Source organism: Natronorubrum halalkaliphilum (assembly GCF_009834785.1).
GTDB classification, from domain to species: Archaea; Halobacteriota; Halobacteria; order Halobacteriales; family Natrialbaceae; genus Natronorubrum; species Natronorubrum halalkaliphilum.
The window spans coordinates 85,075-102,555 of sequence record NZ_WUYX01000026.1; the positions used below are offsets into that span (position 1 = coordinate 85,075).

The following is a 17,481-nucleotide window of genomic DNA, read 5'->3' on the forward strand; positions in this document are numbered from 1 at the left end:
CCGCCAACTGCAGTGAGCGATCAGTAGAACCCGCCGCGGCCGGAGTCGTCGCTACTGGCCGCTGAGTCATCCACGTCGGTCGGGTAGTCCTCGAGTGCGGCCCTGATATCGTCCCGTCGGATTTCGAGCTCGTCGTCGCTGCCACCGGCGTCGGCGACACGGCGCATGGCGTACCAGCGGAGGGCGTGGTCGCAGACGCCAGTCATGGTGGCTGCGGGAACGTCGCTGTCGAACTGAGCGGCAATCCAGTCCGCGGAGACGTCGTCGGCAAACGGGTAGTCGCCGGCGTGAGACTCGATAACCGCGTTCGCTGTCTCACTGTCGGGCACTGGGACGCGGATGTGGCGTTCGAGTCGCCCGGTCCGCAGGAGGGCATCGTCAAGCGCGTGCGGGCGATTGGTCGCCCCAACGACGAGCACGTCGTCGATATCTTTGAACCCGTCCAGTTCGGCCAGGAGGGTGTTGATGAAATCGACCTCGTAGGAGGCGTGAACGTCGTTGCGGCTGGGGGCGAGCGCATCGATTTCGTCGAAAAAGACCACGCTGGGGGCGTTCTCCCGGGCGGACTCGAAGACCTTTCTGATGTTCTTTTCCGTACTGCCGACGAGGGAGTCCTGGAGTTCGGGTCCTTCGACGGTGATGAACGTCCGGTCGTACTCATTGGCGACCGCTTTTGCGAGCATGGTCTTCCCGTTACCTGGCGGTCCGTAGAGGAGGACACCGGCGGCGGCAAGGCCACACTCGTCGTAGGTTTGTGGGAACTGTTTGGGGTACTCGATCGCGGCTTGGAGCTCGGCTTTCACCTCCTCGAGGCCACCGATATCGTCGAAGTTCACGTCCGTCTCCTCGACGAATCGGTCGTCCGTTGCATCTGCCGACTGCGGCCCGAATCGGGAACGCGGTTTCGAGTCGGCCGTGACGGACAGGCTCTCGATGAGCGTGTCCGTCTGTACTGTCTGTTCGACACCGACAGCCACCCGCTGGAAGGCCTGTTTGGTTCCCGTTCGGAGTTCGAGGGCGGACAAGCCCTCGACAGCCTCTTGGAGGGTTTCGTCCGTCGTGTCGACGGTGACCCCGACATCGCTTTTCGCAGCGAACTCCTCGAGGTAGGTCTCGAGGAGCGCACACGCCCGGTCCGTGTCGGGTTCGTCGACTTCGATCGCAGCCTCGAACGGGATCGATGACGAACTGAACGAGTCAAATGCCGTAGTCGCGATGACGAGGACTCGCGCATCGGTTTGCTCGATGCGTGCGAATTCGGCGCGGAGCGTGTTGAGCAGGTCGTCACGGTGCCACTGGTTGAACTGGTCGAGAACGAGAACACTCGGGGCGGCCGCGATGGCGTCGCGAACGGCTTGGCCCACGATCTCAGTGGCGTCTCCAGGGGTGTTCTGGAAGTGTTGTAACCAGCCGATGGAAAATCCGTCTGCGGCAAGTTCGCCACAGATGGCATCGACGAAGAGCGTCTTCCCGTTTCCGCTCGGCCCGTGAACGAGCAGGTTGGAGGTCGTGATCCCAGCATCGACCGCGAGCGGTTCGATAATGTTCCGCGCGAAGGCTTTCGAATCGGCGAGTCCGACGATGTCCTCCAGCGTCGTTTCCGGGGTCGCATCGAACGTCAGGTCGAGGTCAACGTCAGCGGGGTCGCTGTCAACCGTGGCGGGCTTGGGGGTGAAGTATTCAGACATGGATTTGGGCGATGGCTGCGGTGTGGTTTGCGAGCGGTTCGTCGCAGTAGCTACTATGTGGATGCACCTACATAATACTAGGGGAAGTCGGGTTTGCAGATACGCCTTTCTAATATATTCTGTACCGAGAATTCAGAACCGCTACGTGGGTAGGTGAAGATGAATCGATCAGTTCCCAGCGCTCGCTCGGTGCCATCCCTATCGAACAGTTGGTCTGCAGACACAAAACCAATACCTGGTCGGTCAGCTACTCGAAATCAAATCGCTAGTAGCAGCAACCAGAGCGGGACATAGTAGATTGTATACCCGTCCTTTTCGACTTGGAGCGTTTCGGCGGTCTGGCAATCTCGTGGAACAATATCAGTCAAAACGATTCGGTATGGAGACTGGAATTCTCCTTCATCGTGGGCTGGCTGTGCGTCAGTCGGATCAAACGCTTCGACGGCCGCTGCGGCTTCGGCCGGCGTTTTCACGCCCTGATACGCCAGTGAGATCGGAACGAGCAGCGGTTCCGTATCTGATCGGATGACAAAGTCGACGAGGCCGCTCGAGGTTTCCGCGTACTCAACGTTGGAATCGTAGTTTTCGGAGAGATGAGTGAGACGTTTGAGGTGATCGAAACACACCTGCTGAGCGACTGCACTCTCGAATTCACGATTCCAGTCTGCATCGGATCCACGAAGTTGCCGTTGAGAGAAAATCGCCATATGATGTGGATCGCGGAGATACAGCCGTCCCTCTCGGTGTGATTGCAGCGAATAATCGTGCGAACGCGAGAGGACGATCGCCTGTTCGAGATAGTCGAAATAATCATCGAGCGTTCGACGATCGATCCCGGTGCTTCTGGCTAACGCAGTATAATTGATCGGCTCATCATCGGGAAGCGCGGCGGCAGCACAGAGCTTGAACAGATTCTCCGGATTTCGCAGGGAATGTTGCTCCGCCAGTGACTTGTAGACTAACAACTGCAGATTCGTACGACCTTGTTGAGCGCCGTCGTGCTGACTGTCCGTAACGGGTAGTCCACCGTGATACAGATACGTGTTCACGCCCTCCTTCAGGTTCGGTTTCAACTCGGCAATGTCCTTGTCGAAGTAGATCTCGTCGAAGGCAGCGAGACTCTGCTCGAAGCCGTCTCCCGTCCCATCTTTTAACCGCTTTCGGGCAGCTTGCAGCGGCTCTCCATCTGATCCACCGCCTTTGTGCCGCGTTTTCACGAACGCACGGGTCTCTCCCTCTTCAGTCCGTTCGACCCAATCTGCAAACTTCTCCGGCATCAACCGAAAATGCTCGTGGTCTCCCTCGAGGATAGCGTGCTTTTCGGAATCCGCCGAAACGATAAGATACGTATTATCATACATGACGTCCAGAAGTGGCTCTTTCCAGGCGTCTGGATCGTCAGATGCGAGGACGTCGATATCGTCGACGATTATGAGATGGGCACCCTGCGTTACCTGCGTTTGCTGATACCACTCGATGACCTCTACAAACTTCTGAATGCGCGACTCTTCCGGCAGCAGTTGATACTGACTGTCTTCAAGGGGGAGATACAGGATCTGTTCTTTCGCGAGCGCGTTCTCGAGTTCGTAATCGCCGTTCGTTTCGCCGATCCGATCCGTGAGTTGCGCATCGGTCGACGCCAGAGCGACGTTGATGAATTTCTGTAACAGGGTCGTCTTTCCGATCCCATACGGACCAGTGATCGTACGAGAGACGGCGGTTTTCTCGTTTGCGTCGTCAACTAACTTGGTGCTGTGAAATGACTTCACGAGATTGTAGAGGTCGGATCGTTCCTCTTTGTCTATCGTCGGGAGACCGGTATCGGCAGTTGACCGCCACCACGGGTTTTGCGCCTCTGCTTCGCTAATGAAATCCAGTGTATCGCTAAATGAGCTGGCTAACTCTGCTGACATTGGTTCTTCTTCAAACCGAAAACAAATAAACTCTGTGTCTATAATCGCTGTCTTAGAGAAAAGACGATATTATAGACACGCTTTATTGGAGTTAATTCAGTTGTAGGTTAGGTGACACAGGAGGCTTTGATGACTCCTTCGGCGTAGTTCACCCTCTGAATCCAGCCTCGAGGCGCTCACCTTGGTTATAAATAGAACTCTCGATTTTGGAAGTCGCGATCTCTGAAATCGTAATTTCCTCTCAGACTCACAGGATGATTCCCTCACAGAATTTATAACAACCTGCTTCGGTCGGGTATCTCCGACTACTGAAGCCGATTTTTTGACGGATTGTCTCGCTATCGCTGAAAGCTTCGGAAACGGTGGAGGGGGTATAGCTAATCAACCGAATCAGGCGCTCAATGGTCGAATGACAGCAGAGGAGGCGCGAAACTAGACCGTACCTCCAATGGAAATAGCCATTTCCGGAAAATCGAGCTCAGATCGCGCCAGTACCCGGAGAAACGCGGTAGCTTCCTATTTTTCTTGTTCGAGAAGTTTAAAAGGAGCGTTTCCGGAAACCACCCAGTCACGCTTTTGTAAGTTGGCGAAAAAGCAGACAGTCACTAACGTATGATCCGTGATGCTCGAGTTCTACGCGCTGGGTTTGTCCCTCGAGAAGTCGAGCATCGTGACGCCGAAGTCAACCATCTCTCCAGCGTTCTCGAACCCATTACGAACGGCGAACCCGCTGACACTGCTATCGTGACCGGTCCGAGCGGAATTGGAAAGACCTGTATCTCGAAATTCGTCACCGAACGCCTTCGCGAGGAAGTCCTCGAGGTTGAAGCGACCTACGTCAACTGCTGGCGGAACTACACTCGATTTCGAACGCTCTATCAGATCCTCGACGATCTCGGAACAACGATCGACATTCACCGACAGTCAACACCTCACGACGAACTTATCGAACGGCTCCAACAGTACAACGGGCCTCGAACGGTGATTATTCTCGACGAGGCCGATCAACTCGAGGATCCCAGTGTTCTCTACGATCTCCACAGTCTCCCCCAGTTCGCGGTCATCTGTATTGCGAACAAGGAGGAGGACCTGTTCAATCGTGTTGACGACCGACTCGTGAGTCGCCTCCGCTCGAGCGAGCACGTCCGGATGGACAAGTACCACAACGAGCAACTCTATGATATTCTGCAAACTCGAACAAAGTGGGGACTCGAACAGGACGTCGTCACGGAGGAGCAACTCTATCGGATCGCAGATGCAGCAGCTGGTGATGCTCGGCTCGCAATCGGTGTTCTTCGTTCCGCTGCGAGCAAAGCCGACCGGGAAAACCACGAGCGAATCACCGACGATGTGCTTCTTGACGCGGCGACGGATGCCCGTGCACAGATCAGGCAACGAAGCCTCGATTCGCTCACTCCTCATCAACAGGCCGTCTACAATGTCGTCCGGGACCACGGCCCCCTTGGGCCAAGTGAGATTCACGAACACTATGTCGATGAAGTCGATGATCCCCGGACGAAGCGAACTGTTCGATCATATCTCTCGAAGATGGCCCAGTACAACCTCCTCGAGGCAGAAGGAACAAGTCGTGATCGACAGTACTCGCTTGTCGACTCAACGGCAGCCTCATCTATTCAGTGAAGGAGTGTCAACTCAAATAATTCTGTATTCCATCAATATAGGGTGATTATTCTCTATATTCAGAAAGCATTTCTGGGAAGATCTGAATGATATGTTCAGCTTCTGCTGAATACAGAACACGAATGTGGTACGACACGGTATCGGATAGGGCGCGAATGTTGCACTGGATATTGGCCCAGTCAGGTCCGTTGTGATCGGTCACTCTAGAAGGTATTGGTACCGGAGTTTTCATCGATAGTTCCGGCATCTGTCAAGCACACTGTGATATTACACCTCAATCTGCTCCAGAAGATGTAATACTGGACCTGTGTTAACGACTAGCATGAAATCACCCATCGAGGAAATCGAATTTATCGCCAGTTCGAAACACCGCGTTGGAGTTCTTGAGGCACTCGCAGAGGCTGGCCATGATCGACGCGACCTAGAGTCGAGGACTGGAGCCCATTCCTCAACCATCGGACGTGTACTCAGTGACTTCGAAGAGCGGCGATGGATCATACGAAACGGGCCGACGTATGAACTGACACCGCTCGGTGAATTCGTCGCCGATCAGTTCGCGGAGATGTGCGACGCGATGGAAATCGAAGGAAAGCTCCGGGATGTCTGGCAGTGGCTTCCGCGGGAAATGGAAGGGTTCTCACCGGAGTTGTTTGCAGATGCCGTTATCGCCTATCCGCCTACTGGCTACCCGTACGAACCCCTCGAACGGGTCATCCAACTGTACGAAGAGAACGACTCACTCCGCGGATTTGGGGCGACAATATTCAAAGGAGCTGCGTACGAGGTGTTCACTCGAGAGGCTCTCGACGGGATGGAAATGGAATTTATCTACCCCGCAACGTGCCTGTCAGCGATCATCAACTGGAATCCAGAACTATTCCAGCAAACGGCCAACCTGGAACATTGCAACATCCTTGTTCACGATGACCTCCCCGACATGCGACGGTGTGGCATCGATATCTTTGATGACCGTGTCGCGATTTGCTGTCACGATCCAGAAACTAGGGCCTTCCGTGCATGGTTCGATACTGCTGCACCCGACGCCAGAGAGTGGGCGAAATCTATCTTTCAGGAGTACCGCAGCGAGGCTCAGCCAGTCGACGAGGAAGTGTTGGCCACACCGGTACCGGAGCAATTTACATCGCCATAGAAGGCCAGACCGATCCGTCTATGTGTTTCGGTTGCACGCCGTGCAATATTTCACTAAATAGTCTCATTATCGCACATCTCGCCATCCTACGTGCAGGAAGGTGGCTAACCCATGACCGAATTTACAGAATCCGACACGCGAAACGAAATGGAAACTGTCACGTCTCCGGATGGGACCGAGATTGCCTACAAACGGACCGGGAGCGGACCACCGCTCGTGCTCGTCCACGGCGCGGATGTCGACCACAGGTTCTGGGACGTCTCCGGCGTTCGAGAATCCCTCGCGGAACACCACACGGTCTACGCGATGGACTGTCGCGGCCACGGCGAGAGCGAGTACCTCGGCGAGTTCGAACTGGAACAGGAGTTCGAGGACATCGTCGCGGTCGTCGACTCGGTCGACGAGCCCGTGCATCTGGTGGGGGAGTCCGGCGGCGCATTCTTCTCGCTGGAGGCCGCCCTGCGAACCGACAACGTCCGTACACTGACCCTGCATGAACCCCCCGTTCCGGGGTTCGAAGACGCTCGCGCCCGGGAGGGCTTCGAAACGATGGTCGCCATGTTGGATGAGGGGAACCGCGATCGGGCGCTGTCGACCTTCCTGGAAGGGCCCGCTGGGGTCACCCTGGAGGAAGTCGAGCAATTGCGCAACCATCCCATTTGGCCGGAGTACGTGGAGACCTTCATCGAAACCGTGATCCCCAAGATAGAGGCTGAAGCCGAAGCCGACTACCAGTTCGACCCGGACCGCTTCGCACAGTTGACCGTCCCAACGCTGCTGTTGGCCGCCAGCGAGACCGCTGAGTGGCTTCTCGACGCAACGAACGCGGTCGCCGACGCGCTCCCGAACGCCCGGGTCGTCAGCATCGACGGATACGGCCACGGAGCAGTCGCCAGCGCACCGGACTGGTTCACGAGCGAAGTACTCGGGTTTGTGCGTGAATCGAACTGACGGTTCAGCAACCGTCTCCGATCTTCCACAGGGTCCGTTTTTGCTGACTATATCTTCTATACTCAGCAGGCCGTTTTTGACGCCTATCCGAGAGATCGGAAACTGCTCCGGTAACGTGTTCGCCTGTACTGACTGTTCACTGATTCAGGAACCCTTCCCGGAAACGACAGCCGAAATTCGGACAACGGGTGTAGAGCAGTGAATTTCCCCGTTTAGTAGTATTCCCGGAAATGCGGAAGCGACACGCTTCGGCTTATTGAAAGAGCGAGTGTCTAGTCGAGTATGCCTAGAAACGACACGTCAACATCGAATCGGTTTGTGGCCGATCGACAGACTCGAGGTGCCGATCGCAATCGTGACCTTGTCAAGCGAGCTGACCCGGCAAGCGATGATCTCCTACTACCTTCCCTCGAGGACGGCATTACGCTCCTGGACATCGACGGCAACCGCGGGGTTCCAATTTTGCAGTCGCTCGTCCTCGATCATCTACTCCTACACGATGGGGCTGCCTTTTGGGTTGATGGAAATGGTCACGCTACGACGACTGCACTCGCTCGGATCGCACCCAGTCAGCGGTTACTTGATCGGATCAACGTCGCTCGCGGTTTCACTGCGTATCAACACTACGGCGCAATCTGTGCTCTCCCGAAGGCGATGAATCGGTCAATCCAGCAGTCGACAACCGATTCGAACGCATCACGTCAACGGAGAGCAAATCGCGACGAGGCCTCCTCCCATACGCCCTCACTTCTCGTGGTTCCAGCGGTCGACGTGCAGTATCGGAGCGATGAGACACTCCGAGGAACACAGGCGGAGACTCTCCAGGCCCGAACACTCGCGCGATTGGCGACCTATGCCGAAGGGTACGATATCCCCGTACTCGTCACCCGCAGTAGGAACGACGAATTTACGGCTTCGATCGAGACCGCTGCTGACCGTCATCTGAGGTGTGAGCAAACTCGAATGGGACCGCGGTTCGTGGGCGATGAGTTCGAGACGCTCGTATACCCGGTTGGCGACGGCACGTACTATCAGACCACGTTCGCGTATTGGCAACAGCTGCTCAGTGCTCGAGCAAAGCAACTCGGTATAGAGCCGGTAACTCCGTCGGCTTCAGCGGAGAGCGCTGGAGGCGTCGGGGCTGGCGTAACTGCCGGCGGTGAGACGACAACGCTCAGTGTGAATCCACTGCTCGATGCGTGGACTGCGGCTGGTACAGGAGGGCGATAGCGATGGGCCGAACCAACCCGACGTACCGGGACGCGCTCCGAGCTATCGAGGAGCGGTGGACGGAGTTCCGGCGAGTGCTTCGGCGTCGTGATCAGCCTCGCTTCGACCAGTTGTTCGAGTACGCTCGCGAGCATGCTGATGCCGGCGGACTCCTGAACCACCAAAATCCACTACTACCGGCGCTGCTCAGCGTGGATCTCGAGCAAGAGGCTCGTCTGGATGCACACGAAGAACGCCTCGAGGAACTCGAGGCTGCGCTCGACGAAAGAGACGGCCGAGAGGCCGATTTGCGTGAGAGAGACGAATAGCCATGCCCTTCACGATCGATTTCCTCGATGATGGCCGCGTCCTCGAGTGGGAACCAACGCCAGACGGTGCCGTCGTGACCGAGTGTGATGAGTACACACCGCGTTTCTACGTTGCACCTCGCTCGCCTGAAAGAGATCTCGATCTTTCGAAACTCCGGGCAGTCTACGATCGACATCCTGACGTCGTCTCAACCGAGATTCGTTCCCGACGACCCGGCTTTCGACGTGCTGAGGGACCTGTCCTGGCTGTCGACGTTGTCCACATCGATCGAGTTACTGCGCTTGCTAACCGGACTCGACAGCTGTCCGAATATCCGATTGGCGACCTCGCCTTCTTCAACGTTGACTTCTCTCGAGAATTCCGGTACTGCTTGGAGAGGGGAATCGATCCGATACCGACGGCAGACCTATCGAGACTCCGTCTCGGCGTACCGCTGACGGAAGCAGGCGATGAGACATACGCTGAACTGTCCGTCGCTGGGGAGACGGTCAGCGGTCAACCAGCGGATATCCTGACCGCGGTTCAAACCGCGCTCGAGAGACGCGATCCGGATATCCTGGTCTGCTCGACGAGCGAGATCATTCCGACGCTGTACGGGATGGCCGCGACTGCCGGTGTCGACGACTTTTCCCTGAGTCGGTGGCCCGATATCGACTACCAGCAACTCGCAAGTCAGTCGACGTACTCGAGTTACGGCCGGGTCGGCCATTCTCCCGCTCGATATAACGTCCCTGGAAGAGCGATTATCGACGAGTCGAACACGTTCTTCTACGACGAGACAAATCTTGATGGCGTCCTCGATCTCGTCTCGCGCTCGAAGAAACCCGTTCAAGAACTCGCCTGGGCATCGATCGGAAACGTTCTCACGGCGATCCAGATTTGTGAGGCTCACGACCGCGGCGTCCTCGTGCCCTGGAACTCCTGGCGACATGAATTCTATAAATCAATGGGAACACTCCACGACGCCGACCGCGGGGGATTCATTTTCGCACCGGAAGTTGGATTTCACGAGGACGTTCACGAACTCGATTTCTCGAGTCTGTATCCGAACATCATCTGTACGCGAAACGTTTCTCCGGACGTTATCCGATGTGAGTGTCATCGTGACCGCGACGATGTCCCTGGACTCGGTTACTCGATCTGTGACGAGCGCGGCTATCTCGTCGACGTCCTCGAGCCGATAATCGACGCCCGCGATGAGATCAAAGCCGCCATCGGCCGCGAACAGCAGTGTGACGATCCCGATGAAAACCGACTCACAGAACTCGAGGGACGATCGGCGGCGCTAAAGTGGATCCTCGTTGCCTGCTTTGGGTACCAGGGGTTCAGCAACGCGAAGTTCGGTCGAATTGAATGCCACGAGGCGATCAACGCGTTCGCTCGAGAAATTCTGCTGACGGCCAAGCAACGTCTGGAAGCCGGCGGATGGCGAGTCGTTCACGGCATCGTTGATTCGATCTGGGTGACCCCAGACCCGAACGGTGACGAAGGCGATCGGACCGATCTCGAGACGCTCTCGAGTGAGATTTCGGCGGCCGTAGATATCCGACTCGAACACGAAGCCCGCTACGACTGGGTCGCGTTCGTCCCGCAACGCGAGGGTACCGCCGGTGCGTTGACGAAGTACTTCGGGAAGGTCGATGGCGAAGATGAATTCAAGATCAGAGGCATCGAAGCGCGGCAGCGATCGACGCCGACATTCATCGAGGACGTCCAACGGACATGTCTCGAACGCCTCGATGCAACCCGATCACCAGCGGCCGTGCTCAGCCATCTCGAGACTGCAATCGAGAACCTTCGTTCGGGAGATATCGCGGTAGAACAACTAGTCGAGAGAAATCGCGTCTCCAAACCGCTCGAAGGGTACACGCAAAACACACAGAACGTGGCGGCGCTGAAACGTGCCCGTGATCAGGGTCTTGCCGTCCATCCAGGACAGGACGTTGAATACGTGGTCGTCGACGACGAGAAGGATTCGAGGGAGCGGGTTGCATTGGCTCACGAAGAGAGCAAGTCGTATGATCCGTCGTACTACGAAACGGAACTCGTCCGAGCCGTCGAGAGTGTACTTTCACCGCTGGGGTGGGAAGAGACAGACATTCAACGAGAACTTGGCGAGACTCGAGAAACGGATCTGACGAGTTTCACTGGATGACGTGACAATTGTGTATTTCAAAGCGGAGGCAGCTTACTCCCTCCCCGACATCGATGTGTAATCTCCCAACTTCGGCCGAAATTCTTCCACCTTCAGGCGGAGGAGGATGTCAACAACTGTGACGTGAGCAGGGGGCAATCGTTTTCACAGTTGTTGGTGTACTCTAATTGATGGGTGTTAACATGGACCACTATAGGCAAGACTCACCGATTGGAGACGTCGCGTATTTAACCCGGTCCGAACATCGCGTCCCGACGCTTGTCGCGTTGACAGACCGTCCCCGGAGTCGCTCCGAACTCTGCGAGTTGACCGGGGTGTCGTCGTCTACCATCCGCCGGACGCTAACCGAATTCGGAGACCGAAACTGGATCCGGAAAGAAGGATACCAGTTCGTGGCAACGACTCTGGGAGAGGGTATCGCCTCCGGGATGGAGGACCTGCTCGAACGAGTCGAAGCCGAACGGAAGTTGCGTGACGTGTGGCACTGGCTTCCGGACGATGTGATCGAGTTCACGATCGAGATGAGCTCGGAGATGACGGTGACCGTCGCCGACCACGACGCGCCGTACCGTCCGATTGGACGATTCAGGTCGTTGCTCCAGGATGCCGATCGATTTCGGTTTCTTGGAGTCGACATCGCCTTGCTCGAGCCCTGCCGGGAGGAATTCCGTCAGCAGGTCCTCGGCGGAATGCAGGCTGAAATCATTAATCCGCCGAACGCCGCCAGATACGTTCTTTCGACGTACCCCGAACTCTGCTCGGACATCCTCGAAAGCGGCAATCTGAATCCGCTCGTCCACGACGATGTGCCTCCCTACGGGCTCAGCTTCTTCGACGACCGAATCGCTGTGAACGATTACGACCCCGACAGCGCAGGAGTTGAGGTGTTGATCGACACCGACACGCCGGCGGCAGACGAGTGGGCAGAATCGGTGTACACGACATACAGAGCCGAGGCTCGACCGCTCGAATATCAACAGCTCATCGGATGACGATTTACCGACGTGTGCGTGGCGGGCTCACGCCACGCCAAATCGCAACCGTTGACGTTTCTTCAACGACTGCAAAACTGGCTGCACCTGCCGGAACGGCACGAAATAGCTACAACAGTTTTCCCTTCGTAGTCTCGCTCGCAGGGGGACAATAAACCATGTCAAACGAAAGTCAAGTAGCCCACGGAGTAGACCTCGAAACGCTCGAGGAGTTCGCTGAACACGCATCCGAACACCCCGACGCAGTCGAGCTTGGCCTCCGAGCATCTGCGACCTACGAAGGGACGGCTGCACACAGCCTGGCGAAAGTCGATAGCTACGAGCTCGGGGGCGAAACGATCGCTCGTGGAACGCGCGAATACACGATTCCCTACGGCGCCTGGAAGGAAGTGTTGGACGCTGGCGGGTGGGTAGGCGGGATCGATCGGCTCGAGCCGATAGAAGCGGCGCTGTCGGCGCTGGCCGCTTGCATCAACGTCGGAATCACCATCAACGCCGCCGCCAACGGCGTGGATATCGACCACCTCCAGACGCGCGTCCGGACCGATTTCGATCCAGCGGTGCTCTTCAACCTCGAGGAACTGAAGGAGGCCGACTCGGTTTTCGAAAACCTCACCGCCGAAGTCGAGATCGATGGCGCCGACGTCGACGAGGATCTGATCGACGAATGGGCGCGGCGTGCGCCCGTTTACACGTTCGTCTCGCTCAGCCAGGACGTCGATATGACCATCAACACGCCCGCCAAGGTGGCAGGCGGCGACTAACAGGTGATCAACAATGAGCAAATCACTCGACACGGAGAAACTCGAACACGAAGTCAAATCGATGTACCGCGACGTCGCGGAGTCCGCCGACGCGGAGTTTCACTTCGAGACGGGCCGCGAACTCGCCGAACGGCTCGGATACGATCCGGACACTCTCAGCTACGTTCCCGACGAAGCGATCGACTCGTTCGCAGGCGTCGGCTACTACTTCGAGATGGCGGAGCTCGAACCGCGCGAAGACGTCCTCGATCTCGGCAGCGGCTCCGGGATGGACGCCTTCTACGCCGCGATGAACGTCACCGAGACCGGGTCCGTCACGGGTGTAGACATGACGAGCGAGCAGGTCAAGAAAGCTACGGACCTCGCCGCGGCCAACGGCTTCCACAACGTCAGCTTCCGACAGGGATACATCGAGGACCTGCCGTTTGAGGACGAGTCGTTCGACGCCGTGATCTCGAACGGCGTGATCAATCTCTCGGCAGCGAAAGACCGGGTGTTCGAGGAGGCACACAGAGTGTTGCGGTCGGGCGGGCGGCTCGCCCTCTCGGACATCATCAGCGAACGGCAGCTGCCCGAGGGCATCAAGAACGACGCGGATCTCTGGGCAGCCTGTATCGGTGGAGCCGAACAGGTCGATAGCTACACGTCGCTCATCGAAACCGCCGGGTTCGGCCTCGCGGAGGTCCGAGAGAACGCCGAGTACGACTTTATCTCTGATCAGGCTGCGAATGCGTGTCAGAAATACGGCGTGAAGAGCATCTCAGTAGGTGCTCAGAAAACCGGCTGAGACCGTGAGACACCGACTGACAACACCGAACCGACGGACAACATATTTCCCGCTTGTTGGATCGCAAACAATTCTTTCTAGTCACAACAATTCATGCGCCCCATTTTTACGAACGGGAGGGGAGGATTGAGATACGATGGCGTACAGCTGTACCACCAGTAACGAACCGTTCCGGTCAGCAGACGGCGTCACCCAGCACGTTGCCCTGCATCACAGCACCTATGCCGCATACGACGAGGAATTTGGCGATGTGGACGATCTCCGCGAGGACGTTCACGAGAAGCACTAAGGAGAGGCATTTAGCTCGACTGAAAATCTAACCGGTCAGATTCGAACGCTAGAAACGCCTCGCGTTCCCAGACCCGCACACGAGTATCCTCGAAGAAGCGACTCACCAAAGCACCAATGACTAAGAGACAGATCGGCCTCGTTCGCCAGCCCGACACTGGTGAACGCCGTCAAGAATGGGGCACCGTCAGTGAAAACGAACTCCGCATCGACCGCGACGACGCCGAGGTCATCATCGACGCACTCAGTGTCGATCACGCCGGCACGTTCAATCTGTTTTATCTCCTCCGCAAGCACTACTGGACGGCGGAGGGGGCCGAGTTCGACGAGGTTGCGGACTTTCTCGCCGACGCGTATAAGCGCGTACGCACCATCAATGACGATCTCGCCGTACGCATCGTCGAACTCGGTGGCATTCCACCGAACACGCCGCCGACGATTCAGGACCATGCCGAGGTCCACCTCGAAGCCGAGGACCTCTACGACCTGCGAGCCTCACTGGAAGGGGACCTCGAAGGATACGCGACGGTAGTCGCAAGCGTACGTGAACACGTTGGGCTCATCGAAGACCTGGGTGATACGGGAACGGCAGAGCGTCTTCGTAACCACCTGAACGTCCTCGAAAACGACGCCCACGAGATCGAACGGTTTCTCGAAGACGACACGCTCGTTCGGGAGGACGCACTCGAGTAACCATGGGGAGTACACCACATCTACGGAAGCCTGATCCGGACCACCTTCGCCAACAGTGGGATACTGTCAGGGGGAACGAACTCCGACTCGAGCGGGAAACGGCGAAACGGATCGTGGAAGCGCTGAATGCCGAACTCTCGGGGCTCTACATCCTCTTCAATCAGGTACGGAAACACTACTGGCTCGTCGAAGGAGCAGAATCGAACGACGTCGGTGATTTCCTCGAAGGCGCCGCCGATCGGCTCACTGGAATGACTGATGCCCTGGCGATTCGCGTGCATGCACTCGGCGGTGTGCCGGTCTGTGGTCCGATGGGTGTTCGTCAGCACGCTCCAATTGAGATCGAAGATTCACACCACTACGACGTGCGATCATCCCTGGAACGTGATCTCGATGGGTACGCGACGCTCGCAGTTCAGATGCGCGACCACGTCGAGTTAGTGGACCAATTAGGCGACGAGACCACTGGTGAACTTCTTCGCGAGCACCTCACGACGATCGAAGCGGATGCGCACACGATCGAGAAGTATCTTGCCGACGATACACTGGTCTGGCGTGGACCGGGCGACTAGTCCCTCTTTTTCGGGGAGCGAATCCCACCGTTCAAGGCGTCCTCAGAACGCGTCGCTCCCCGAGAGAGCGCACGAGAGATTCGTTCTCGTGACTGAACTGGGACACACAGTGGCGCAGTATGCCCGTGATTTGCACGCTTTTCCCGACCAGCACGAACTCGACGACGTCGTCTTGATCGGATGGTCGATGGGTGCGCTTGTTTCCTGGGACTACGTCGATCAATTCGGAACTGGCAGGCTTCGAGGACTGGTGGATGTCGATATGGAAGCCACCCGCTTTCAGTGGGACGACTACGACTACGGCATCACCGATCTGGAGGGACTCAAAGCCACGCTCGAACTAGTCCAGCAGGACCAGACGAGTCTCATCGAACGGGGTACGGAGCAAGTCTTCAAGGACCCACCCAGTGCCGAGATGAGAACTATGCAGTTCGACGAACTCTCGCGGACGCCCGCGCCGATCAAAAGTGCAATCCTCTTCGACGCGCTCACGCACGATTACCGGTGCTTCCCGAAATCGACGTTTCGATGTTGGTGTGTGCCGGCGCGGACGAGAAACGAGGAACCGTCGCGTCTGTTCGTCACGTCACGGAACTCGTTCCAGATAGTCGTTTTGAACTCCTCGAAGACAGTGGGCACTGTCCACTCCTCGAATAGTCCGAGCGATTCAATCGGGTAGTGAGTCAATTCGCCAACTCATTGTAACCGATACGCGCTGTGTATGCAGCAGAGCTTGATTGAACTACCGAATTACTGCAAAGAATGAACTGCTGAATCCAGAGGATGGATGCAGTACAACGACCCCGTTTGTTTCACGCCGTAAGATGTGTACCATCTGCTCACTACAGATGCGAACTGATCAACATTTCGAGTGGCGCAAGAGTTTTGTATGTCAACACAGTAGTGGGAATCAGGTGATTCAAAATGGGAAAGTCCGCATTTGAAGCGAACAACGGGGAAGAACTCACACTCACAGTGGACGATAGAGGGCGGGTAACACTCCCAAAAGAGGTTCGGGACCGATTAGGAATCGAATCAAACGATGAGATTCCTGCAACCCTCGTCGGGTCGGTCCTTGAAGTCAACCCCAAACCAAGCTCGAAATTAGAGACAGCAACAGCCGGTCAGAAGAACTGGGAGAACACGACACCAACTGATGCCGGAGAAACCCTCTTCGGTCCGATGGACCAGTGAGCGACTATCTGATGACTGATTCTCTCCCTACTGAAGTGACAGTTCTTACTGACGTGAACGTACTAGCAATCGCGCTCACCGATGATCATCCTGCACATGACGATGTGTATCCATGGGTCCAAAACGCAATTGATGGACCAAACGTCTTGCTCGTGTTTGATTATTATCCGTTGCGAGCGCAGTATCTGATGACGAGCAATTTTGGAGTAGACGCAGTTGATGCTCGGAATGCTATCCAATCACTTGTTCGTAGCCCTGCACGAATCGTCAGTGCTACCGAGACAACGCTGCTTGAGGCGTACGAGATCAGCGCTGAGAAAAACCACGACGTGTACGATTCGTTCATCGTCGCGCTTGCTCGAGCATATGACGCCGATTACTTGATTACAACTGACGGCGATTTCGACGGTCTTTGTGACGACGAAGATGTGAAATACGTCAATCCAATTCCAACTGAGACACGTGAGAAATTAACCCTAATTGATGGATAGTATGGTCTGTGATGCATATGCGGTCTATACTGACCGTTCGATCTTGGCGTTGACCCCTCCTCAGCCCGTGCAACATTCGCGCTGTGTATTCAGCAGATCTTGACCGAACTCCCGAGTCGCTGCCAAGATCGGCCTGCTGAATAGAGAGGAAAGATGCAGCAAAAGACCGTCTTTTTGACTGGTCTGTGTCGAGTCAGATATCTGTGTCTGCAAGCTGAACTGCTGATAGCAAACGCATCCAGTTAGCAGTAGTAGACCCAGAAGATATGCCCGTCCAAGCATTCGATTTTCGTGTAGTCGCCGAACGCACGTCTGTACGGGCTGGTTTTCAGATCCACCTCCGCTTCAGGGACTGGCACGTTGCTGATTTTTCCACACTTCGGACACATGACTTGCCGTACTTCTGATGTTTGCATCTTTTCACCGTCCCAACGAGAACCGCTACTATGCGAAAAGGTAGATAGCTATCTTCTGCAATTTCTGCAGTCTCTGACGTCCGTGCAGACGATGATCCGGTGTCAGCTGTTGCAACGCAATCAACGACTGCTGAAAGAACAGTGAATAGCTATCTGTACCCGTTTCTCGTAGTTCGTTTCGCAGAAAGTGATACAAACAAGAGTGGTCCTATCCCGAAGTCGACGACCCCATCGTGGTCGAGTTGGA

At 56.3% G+C, this 17,481-nt stretch carries 18 protein-coding genes; 15 read left to right on the forward strand and 3 right to left on the reverse strand.

Annotated elements, in window-relative coordinates:
- Window positions 1-20: 20 nt before the first annotated feature.
- Window positions 21-1,688 carry an ATP-binding protein gene (locus tag GS429_RS07365; protein ID WP_160064137.1) on the reverse strand — a complete coding sequence of 556 codons (1,668 nt, stop codon included), beginning with the start codon at window positions 1,686-1,688 and terminating at the stop codon, window positions 21-23.
- A 257-nt stretch (window positions 1,689-1,945) separates the two neighbouring features.
- Entirely contained in the window at window positions 1,946-3,601 is a 1,656-nt protein-coding gene (locus GS429_RS07370; RefSeq protein ID WP_160064139.1) for a DUF4143 domain-containing protein, read from the reverse strand.
- Between the two features lie 612 nt (window positions 3,602-4,213).
- Here GS429_RS07370 and GS429_RS07375 point away from each other — a divergent pair.
- The 15 genes from GS429_RS07375 to GS429_RS07435 all read left to right on the forward strand — a co-directional run bounded on the left by GS429_RS07375 (window position 4,214) and on the right by GS429_RS07435 (window position 16,818).
- Complete coding sequence (locus GS429_RS07375; protein ID WP_160064141.1) at window positions 4,214-5,242, forward strand: Cdc6/Cdc18 family protein; 1,029 nt, start codon at window positions 4,214-4,216, stop codon at window positions 5,240-5,242.
- A gap of 322 nt (window positions 5,243-5,564) precedes the next feature.
- A complete protein-coding gene (locus tag GS429_RS07380; RefSeq protein WP_160064143.1) occupies window positions 5,565-6,392 on the forward strand; it encodes a helix-turn-helix transcriptional regulator in 828 nt (275 codons plus the stop codon).
- Window positions 6,393-6,503: 111 nt separating this feature from the next.
- Entirely contained in the window at window positions 6,504-7,343 is an 840-nt protein-coding gene (locus tag GS429_RS07385) for an alpha/beta fold hydrolase (protein WP_160064145.1), read from the forward strand.
- A 282-nt stretch (window positions 7,344-7,625) separates the two neighbouring features.
- The gene (locus GS429_RS22645) at window positions 7,626-8,573 is read left to right on the forward strand and encodes a hypothetical protein (RefSeq protein WP_425438192.1); all 948 of its coding nucleotides are present in this window, start codon (window positions 7,626-7,628) and stop codon (window positions 8,571-8,573) included.
- A gap of 2 nt (window positions 8,574-8,575) precedes the next feature.
- Complete coding sequence (locus tag GS429_RS07390) at window positions 8,576-8,881, forward strand: DUF8156 family protein (RefSeq protein ID WP_160064147.1); 306 nt, start codon at window positions 8,576-8,578, stop codon at window positions 8,879-8,881.
- 2 nt (window positions 8,882-8,883) lie between these two features.
- A complete protein-coding gene (locus GS429_RS07395; protein WP_160064149.1) occupies window positions 8,884-11,037 on the forward strand; it encodes a type B DNA-directed DNA polymerase in 2,154 nt (717 codons plus the stop codon).
- Window positions 11,038-11,219: 182 nt separating this feature from the next.
- Window positions 11,220-12,029 carry a transcriptional regulator FilR1 domain-containing protein gene (locus GS429_RS07400; protein WP_160064285.1) on the forward strand — a complete coding sequence of 270 codons (810 nt, stop codon included), beginning with the start codon at window positions 11,220-11,222 and terminating at the stop codon, window positions 12,027-12,029.
- 158 nt (window positions 12,030-12,187) lie between these two features.
- Window positions 12,188-12,793 carry an OsmC family protein gene (locus GS429_RS07405; protein ID WP_160064151.1) on the forward strand — a complete coding sequence of 202 codons (606 nt, stop codon included), beginning with the start codon at window positions 12,188-12,190 and terminating at the stop codon, window positions 12,791-12,793.
- A gap of 13 nt (window positions 12,794-12,806) precedes the next feature.
- Window positions 12,807-13,580, forward strand: coding sequence for a methyltransferase domain-containing protein (locus GS429_RS07410; protein WP_160064153.1), 774 nt, complete (start codon window positions 12,807-12,809; stop codon window positions 13,578-13,580).
- 136 nt (window positions 13,581-13,716) lie between these two features.
- Window positions 13,717-13,869, forward strand: a complete 153-nt coding sequence (locus GS429_RS21780; protein WP_201293978.1) for a hypothetical protein — start codon at window positions 13,717-13,719, stop codon at window positions 13,867-13,869.
- 116 nt (window positions 13,870-13,985) lie between these two features.
- Window positions 13,986-14,561, forward strand: coding sequence for a DNA starvation/stationary phase protection protein DpsA (gene dpsA, locus GS429_RS07415; protein WP_160064155.1), 576 nt, complete (start codon window positions 13,986-13,988; stop codon window positions 14,559-14,561).
- Between the two features lie 2 nt (window positions 14,562-14,563).
- Window positions 14,564-15,133: a DNA starvation/stationary phase protection protein DpsA gene (dpsA, locus tag GS429_RS07420; protein WP_160064157.1), complete on the forward strand. Its 570-nt coding sequence runs from the start codon at window positions 14,564-14,566 to the stop codon at window positions 15,131-15,133.
- A complete protein-coding gene (locus tag GS429_RS07425; RefSeq protein ID WP_235920762.1) occupies window positions 15,117-15,812 on the forward strand; it encodes an alpha/beta fold hydrolase in 696 nt (231 codons plus the stop codon). Before dpsA (GS429_RS07420) ends, GS429_RS07425 begins: the two co-directional genes overlap by 17 nt.
- 245 nt (window positions 15,813-16,057) lie before the next feature.
- Window positions 16,058-16,327: an AbrB/MazE/SpoVT family DNA-binding domain-containing protein gene (locus GS429_RS07430; RefSeq protein ID WP_004216296.1), complete on the forward strand. Its 270-nt coding sequence runs from the start codon at window positions 16,058-16,060 to the stop codon at window positions 16,325-16,327.
- Between the two features lie 11 nt (window positions 16,328-16,338).
- Window positions 16,339-16,818 (forward strand): type II toxin-antitoxin system VapC family toxin, encoded by a 480-nt coding sequence (locus GS429_RS07435; protein ID WP_160064159.1) that lies wholly within the window; start codon window positions 16,339-16,341, stop codon window positions 16,816-16,818.
- Between the two features lie 242 nt (window positions 16,819-17,060).
- Here the strand turns inward: GS429_RS07435 and GS429_RS22650 are convergent, their stop codons facing one another.
- Window positions 17,061-17,234 carry a hypothetical protein gene (locus GS429_RS22650; RefSeq protein WP_425438193.1) on the reverse strand — a complete coding sequence of 58 codons (174 nt, stop codon included), beginning with the start codon at window positions 17,232-17,234 and terminating at the stop codon, window positions 17,061-17,063.
- Between the last annotated feature and the right edge of the window lie 247 nt (window positions 17,235-17,481).

Coding starts and splice junctions, on each gene's coding strand:
- GS429_RS07365 (WP_160064137.1), bottom strand. CDS start 1,688: ATGTCTGAATACTTCACCCCCAAGCCCGCCACGGTTGACAGCGACCCC.
- GS429_RS07370 (WP_160064139.1), bottom strand. CDS start 3,601: ATGTCAGCAGAGTTAGCCAGCTCATTTAGCGATACACTGGATTTCATT.
- GS429_RS07375 (WP_160064141.1), top strand. CDS start 4,214: ATGATCCGTGATGCTCGAGTTCTACGCGCTGGGTTTGTCCCTCGAGAA.
- GS429_RS07380 (WP_160064143.1), top strand. CDS start 5,565: ATGAAATCACCCATCGAGGAAATCGAATTTATCGCCAGTTCGAAACAC.
- GS429_RS07385 (WP_160064145.1), top strand. CDS start 6,504: ATGACCGAATTTACAGAATCCGACACGCGAAACGAAATGGAAACTGTC.
- GS429_RS22645 (WP_425438192.1), top strand. CDS start 7,626: ATGCCTAGAAACGACACGTCAACATCGAATCGGTTTGTGGCCGATCGA.
- GS429_RS07390 (WP_160064147.1), top strand. CDS start 8,576: ATGGGCCGAACCAACCCGACGTACCGGGACGCGCTCCGAGCTATCGAG.
- GS429_RS07395 (WP_160064149.1), top strand. CDS start 8,884: ATGCCCTTCACGATCGATTTCCTCGATGATGGCCGCGTCCTCGAGTGG.
- GS429_RS07400 (WP_160064285.1), top strand. CDS start 11,220: ATGGACCACTATAGGCAAGACTCACCGATTGGAGACGTCGCGTATTTA.
- GS429_RS07405 (WP_160064151.1), top strand. CDS start 12,188: ATGTCAAACGAAAGTCAAGTAGCCCACGGAGTAGACCTCGAAACGCTC.
- GS429_RS07410 (WP_160064153.1), top strand. CDS start 12,807: ATGAGCAAATCACTCGACACGGAGAAACTCGAACACGAAGTCAAATCG.
- GS429_RS21780 (WP_201293978.1), top strand. CDS start 13,717: ATGGCGTACAGCTGTACCACCAGTAACGAACCGTTCCGGTCAGCAGAC.
- dpsA (WP_160064155.1), top strand. CDS start 13,986: ATGACTAAGAGACAGATCGGCCTCGTTCGCCAGCCCGACACTGGTGAA.
- dpsA (WP_160064157.1), top strand. CDS start 14,564: ATGGGGAGTACACCACATCTACGGAAGCCTGATCCGGACCACCTTCGC.
- GS429_RS07430 (WP_004216296.1), top strand. CDS start 16,058: ATGGGAAAGTCCGCATTTGAAGCGAACAACGGGGAAGAACTCACACTC.
- GS429_RS07435 (WP_160064159.1), top strand. CDS start 16,339: ATGACTGATTCTCTCCCTACTGAAGTGACAGTTCTTACTGACGTGAAC.
- GS429_RS22650 (WP_425438193.1), bottom strand. CDS start 17,234: ATGCAAACATCAGAAGTACGGCAAGTCATGTGTCCGAAGTGTGGAAAA.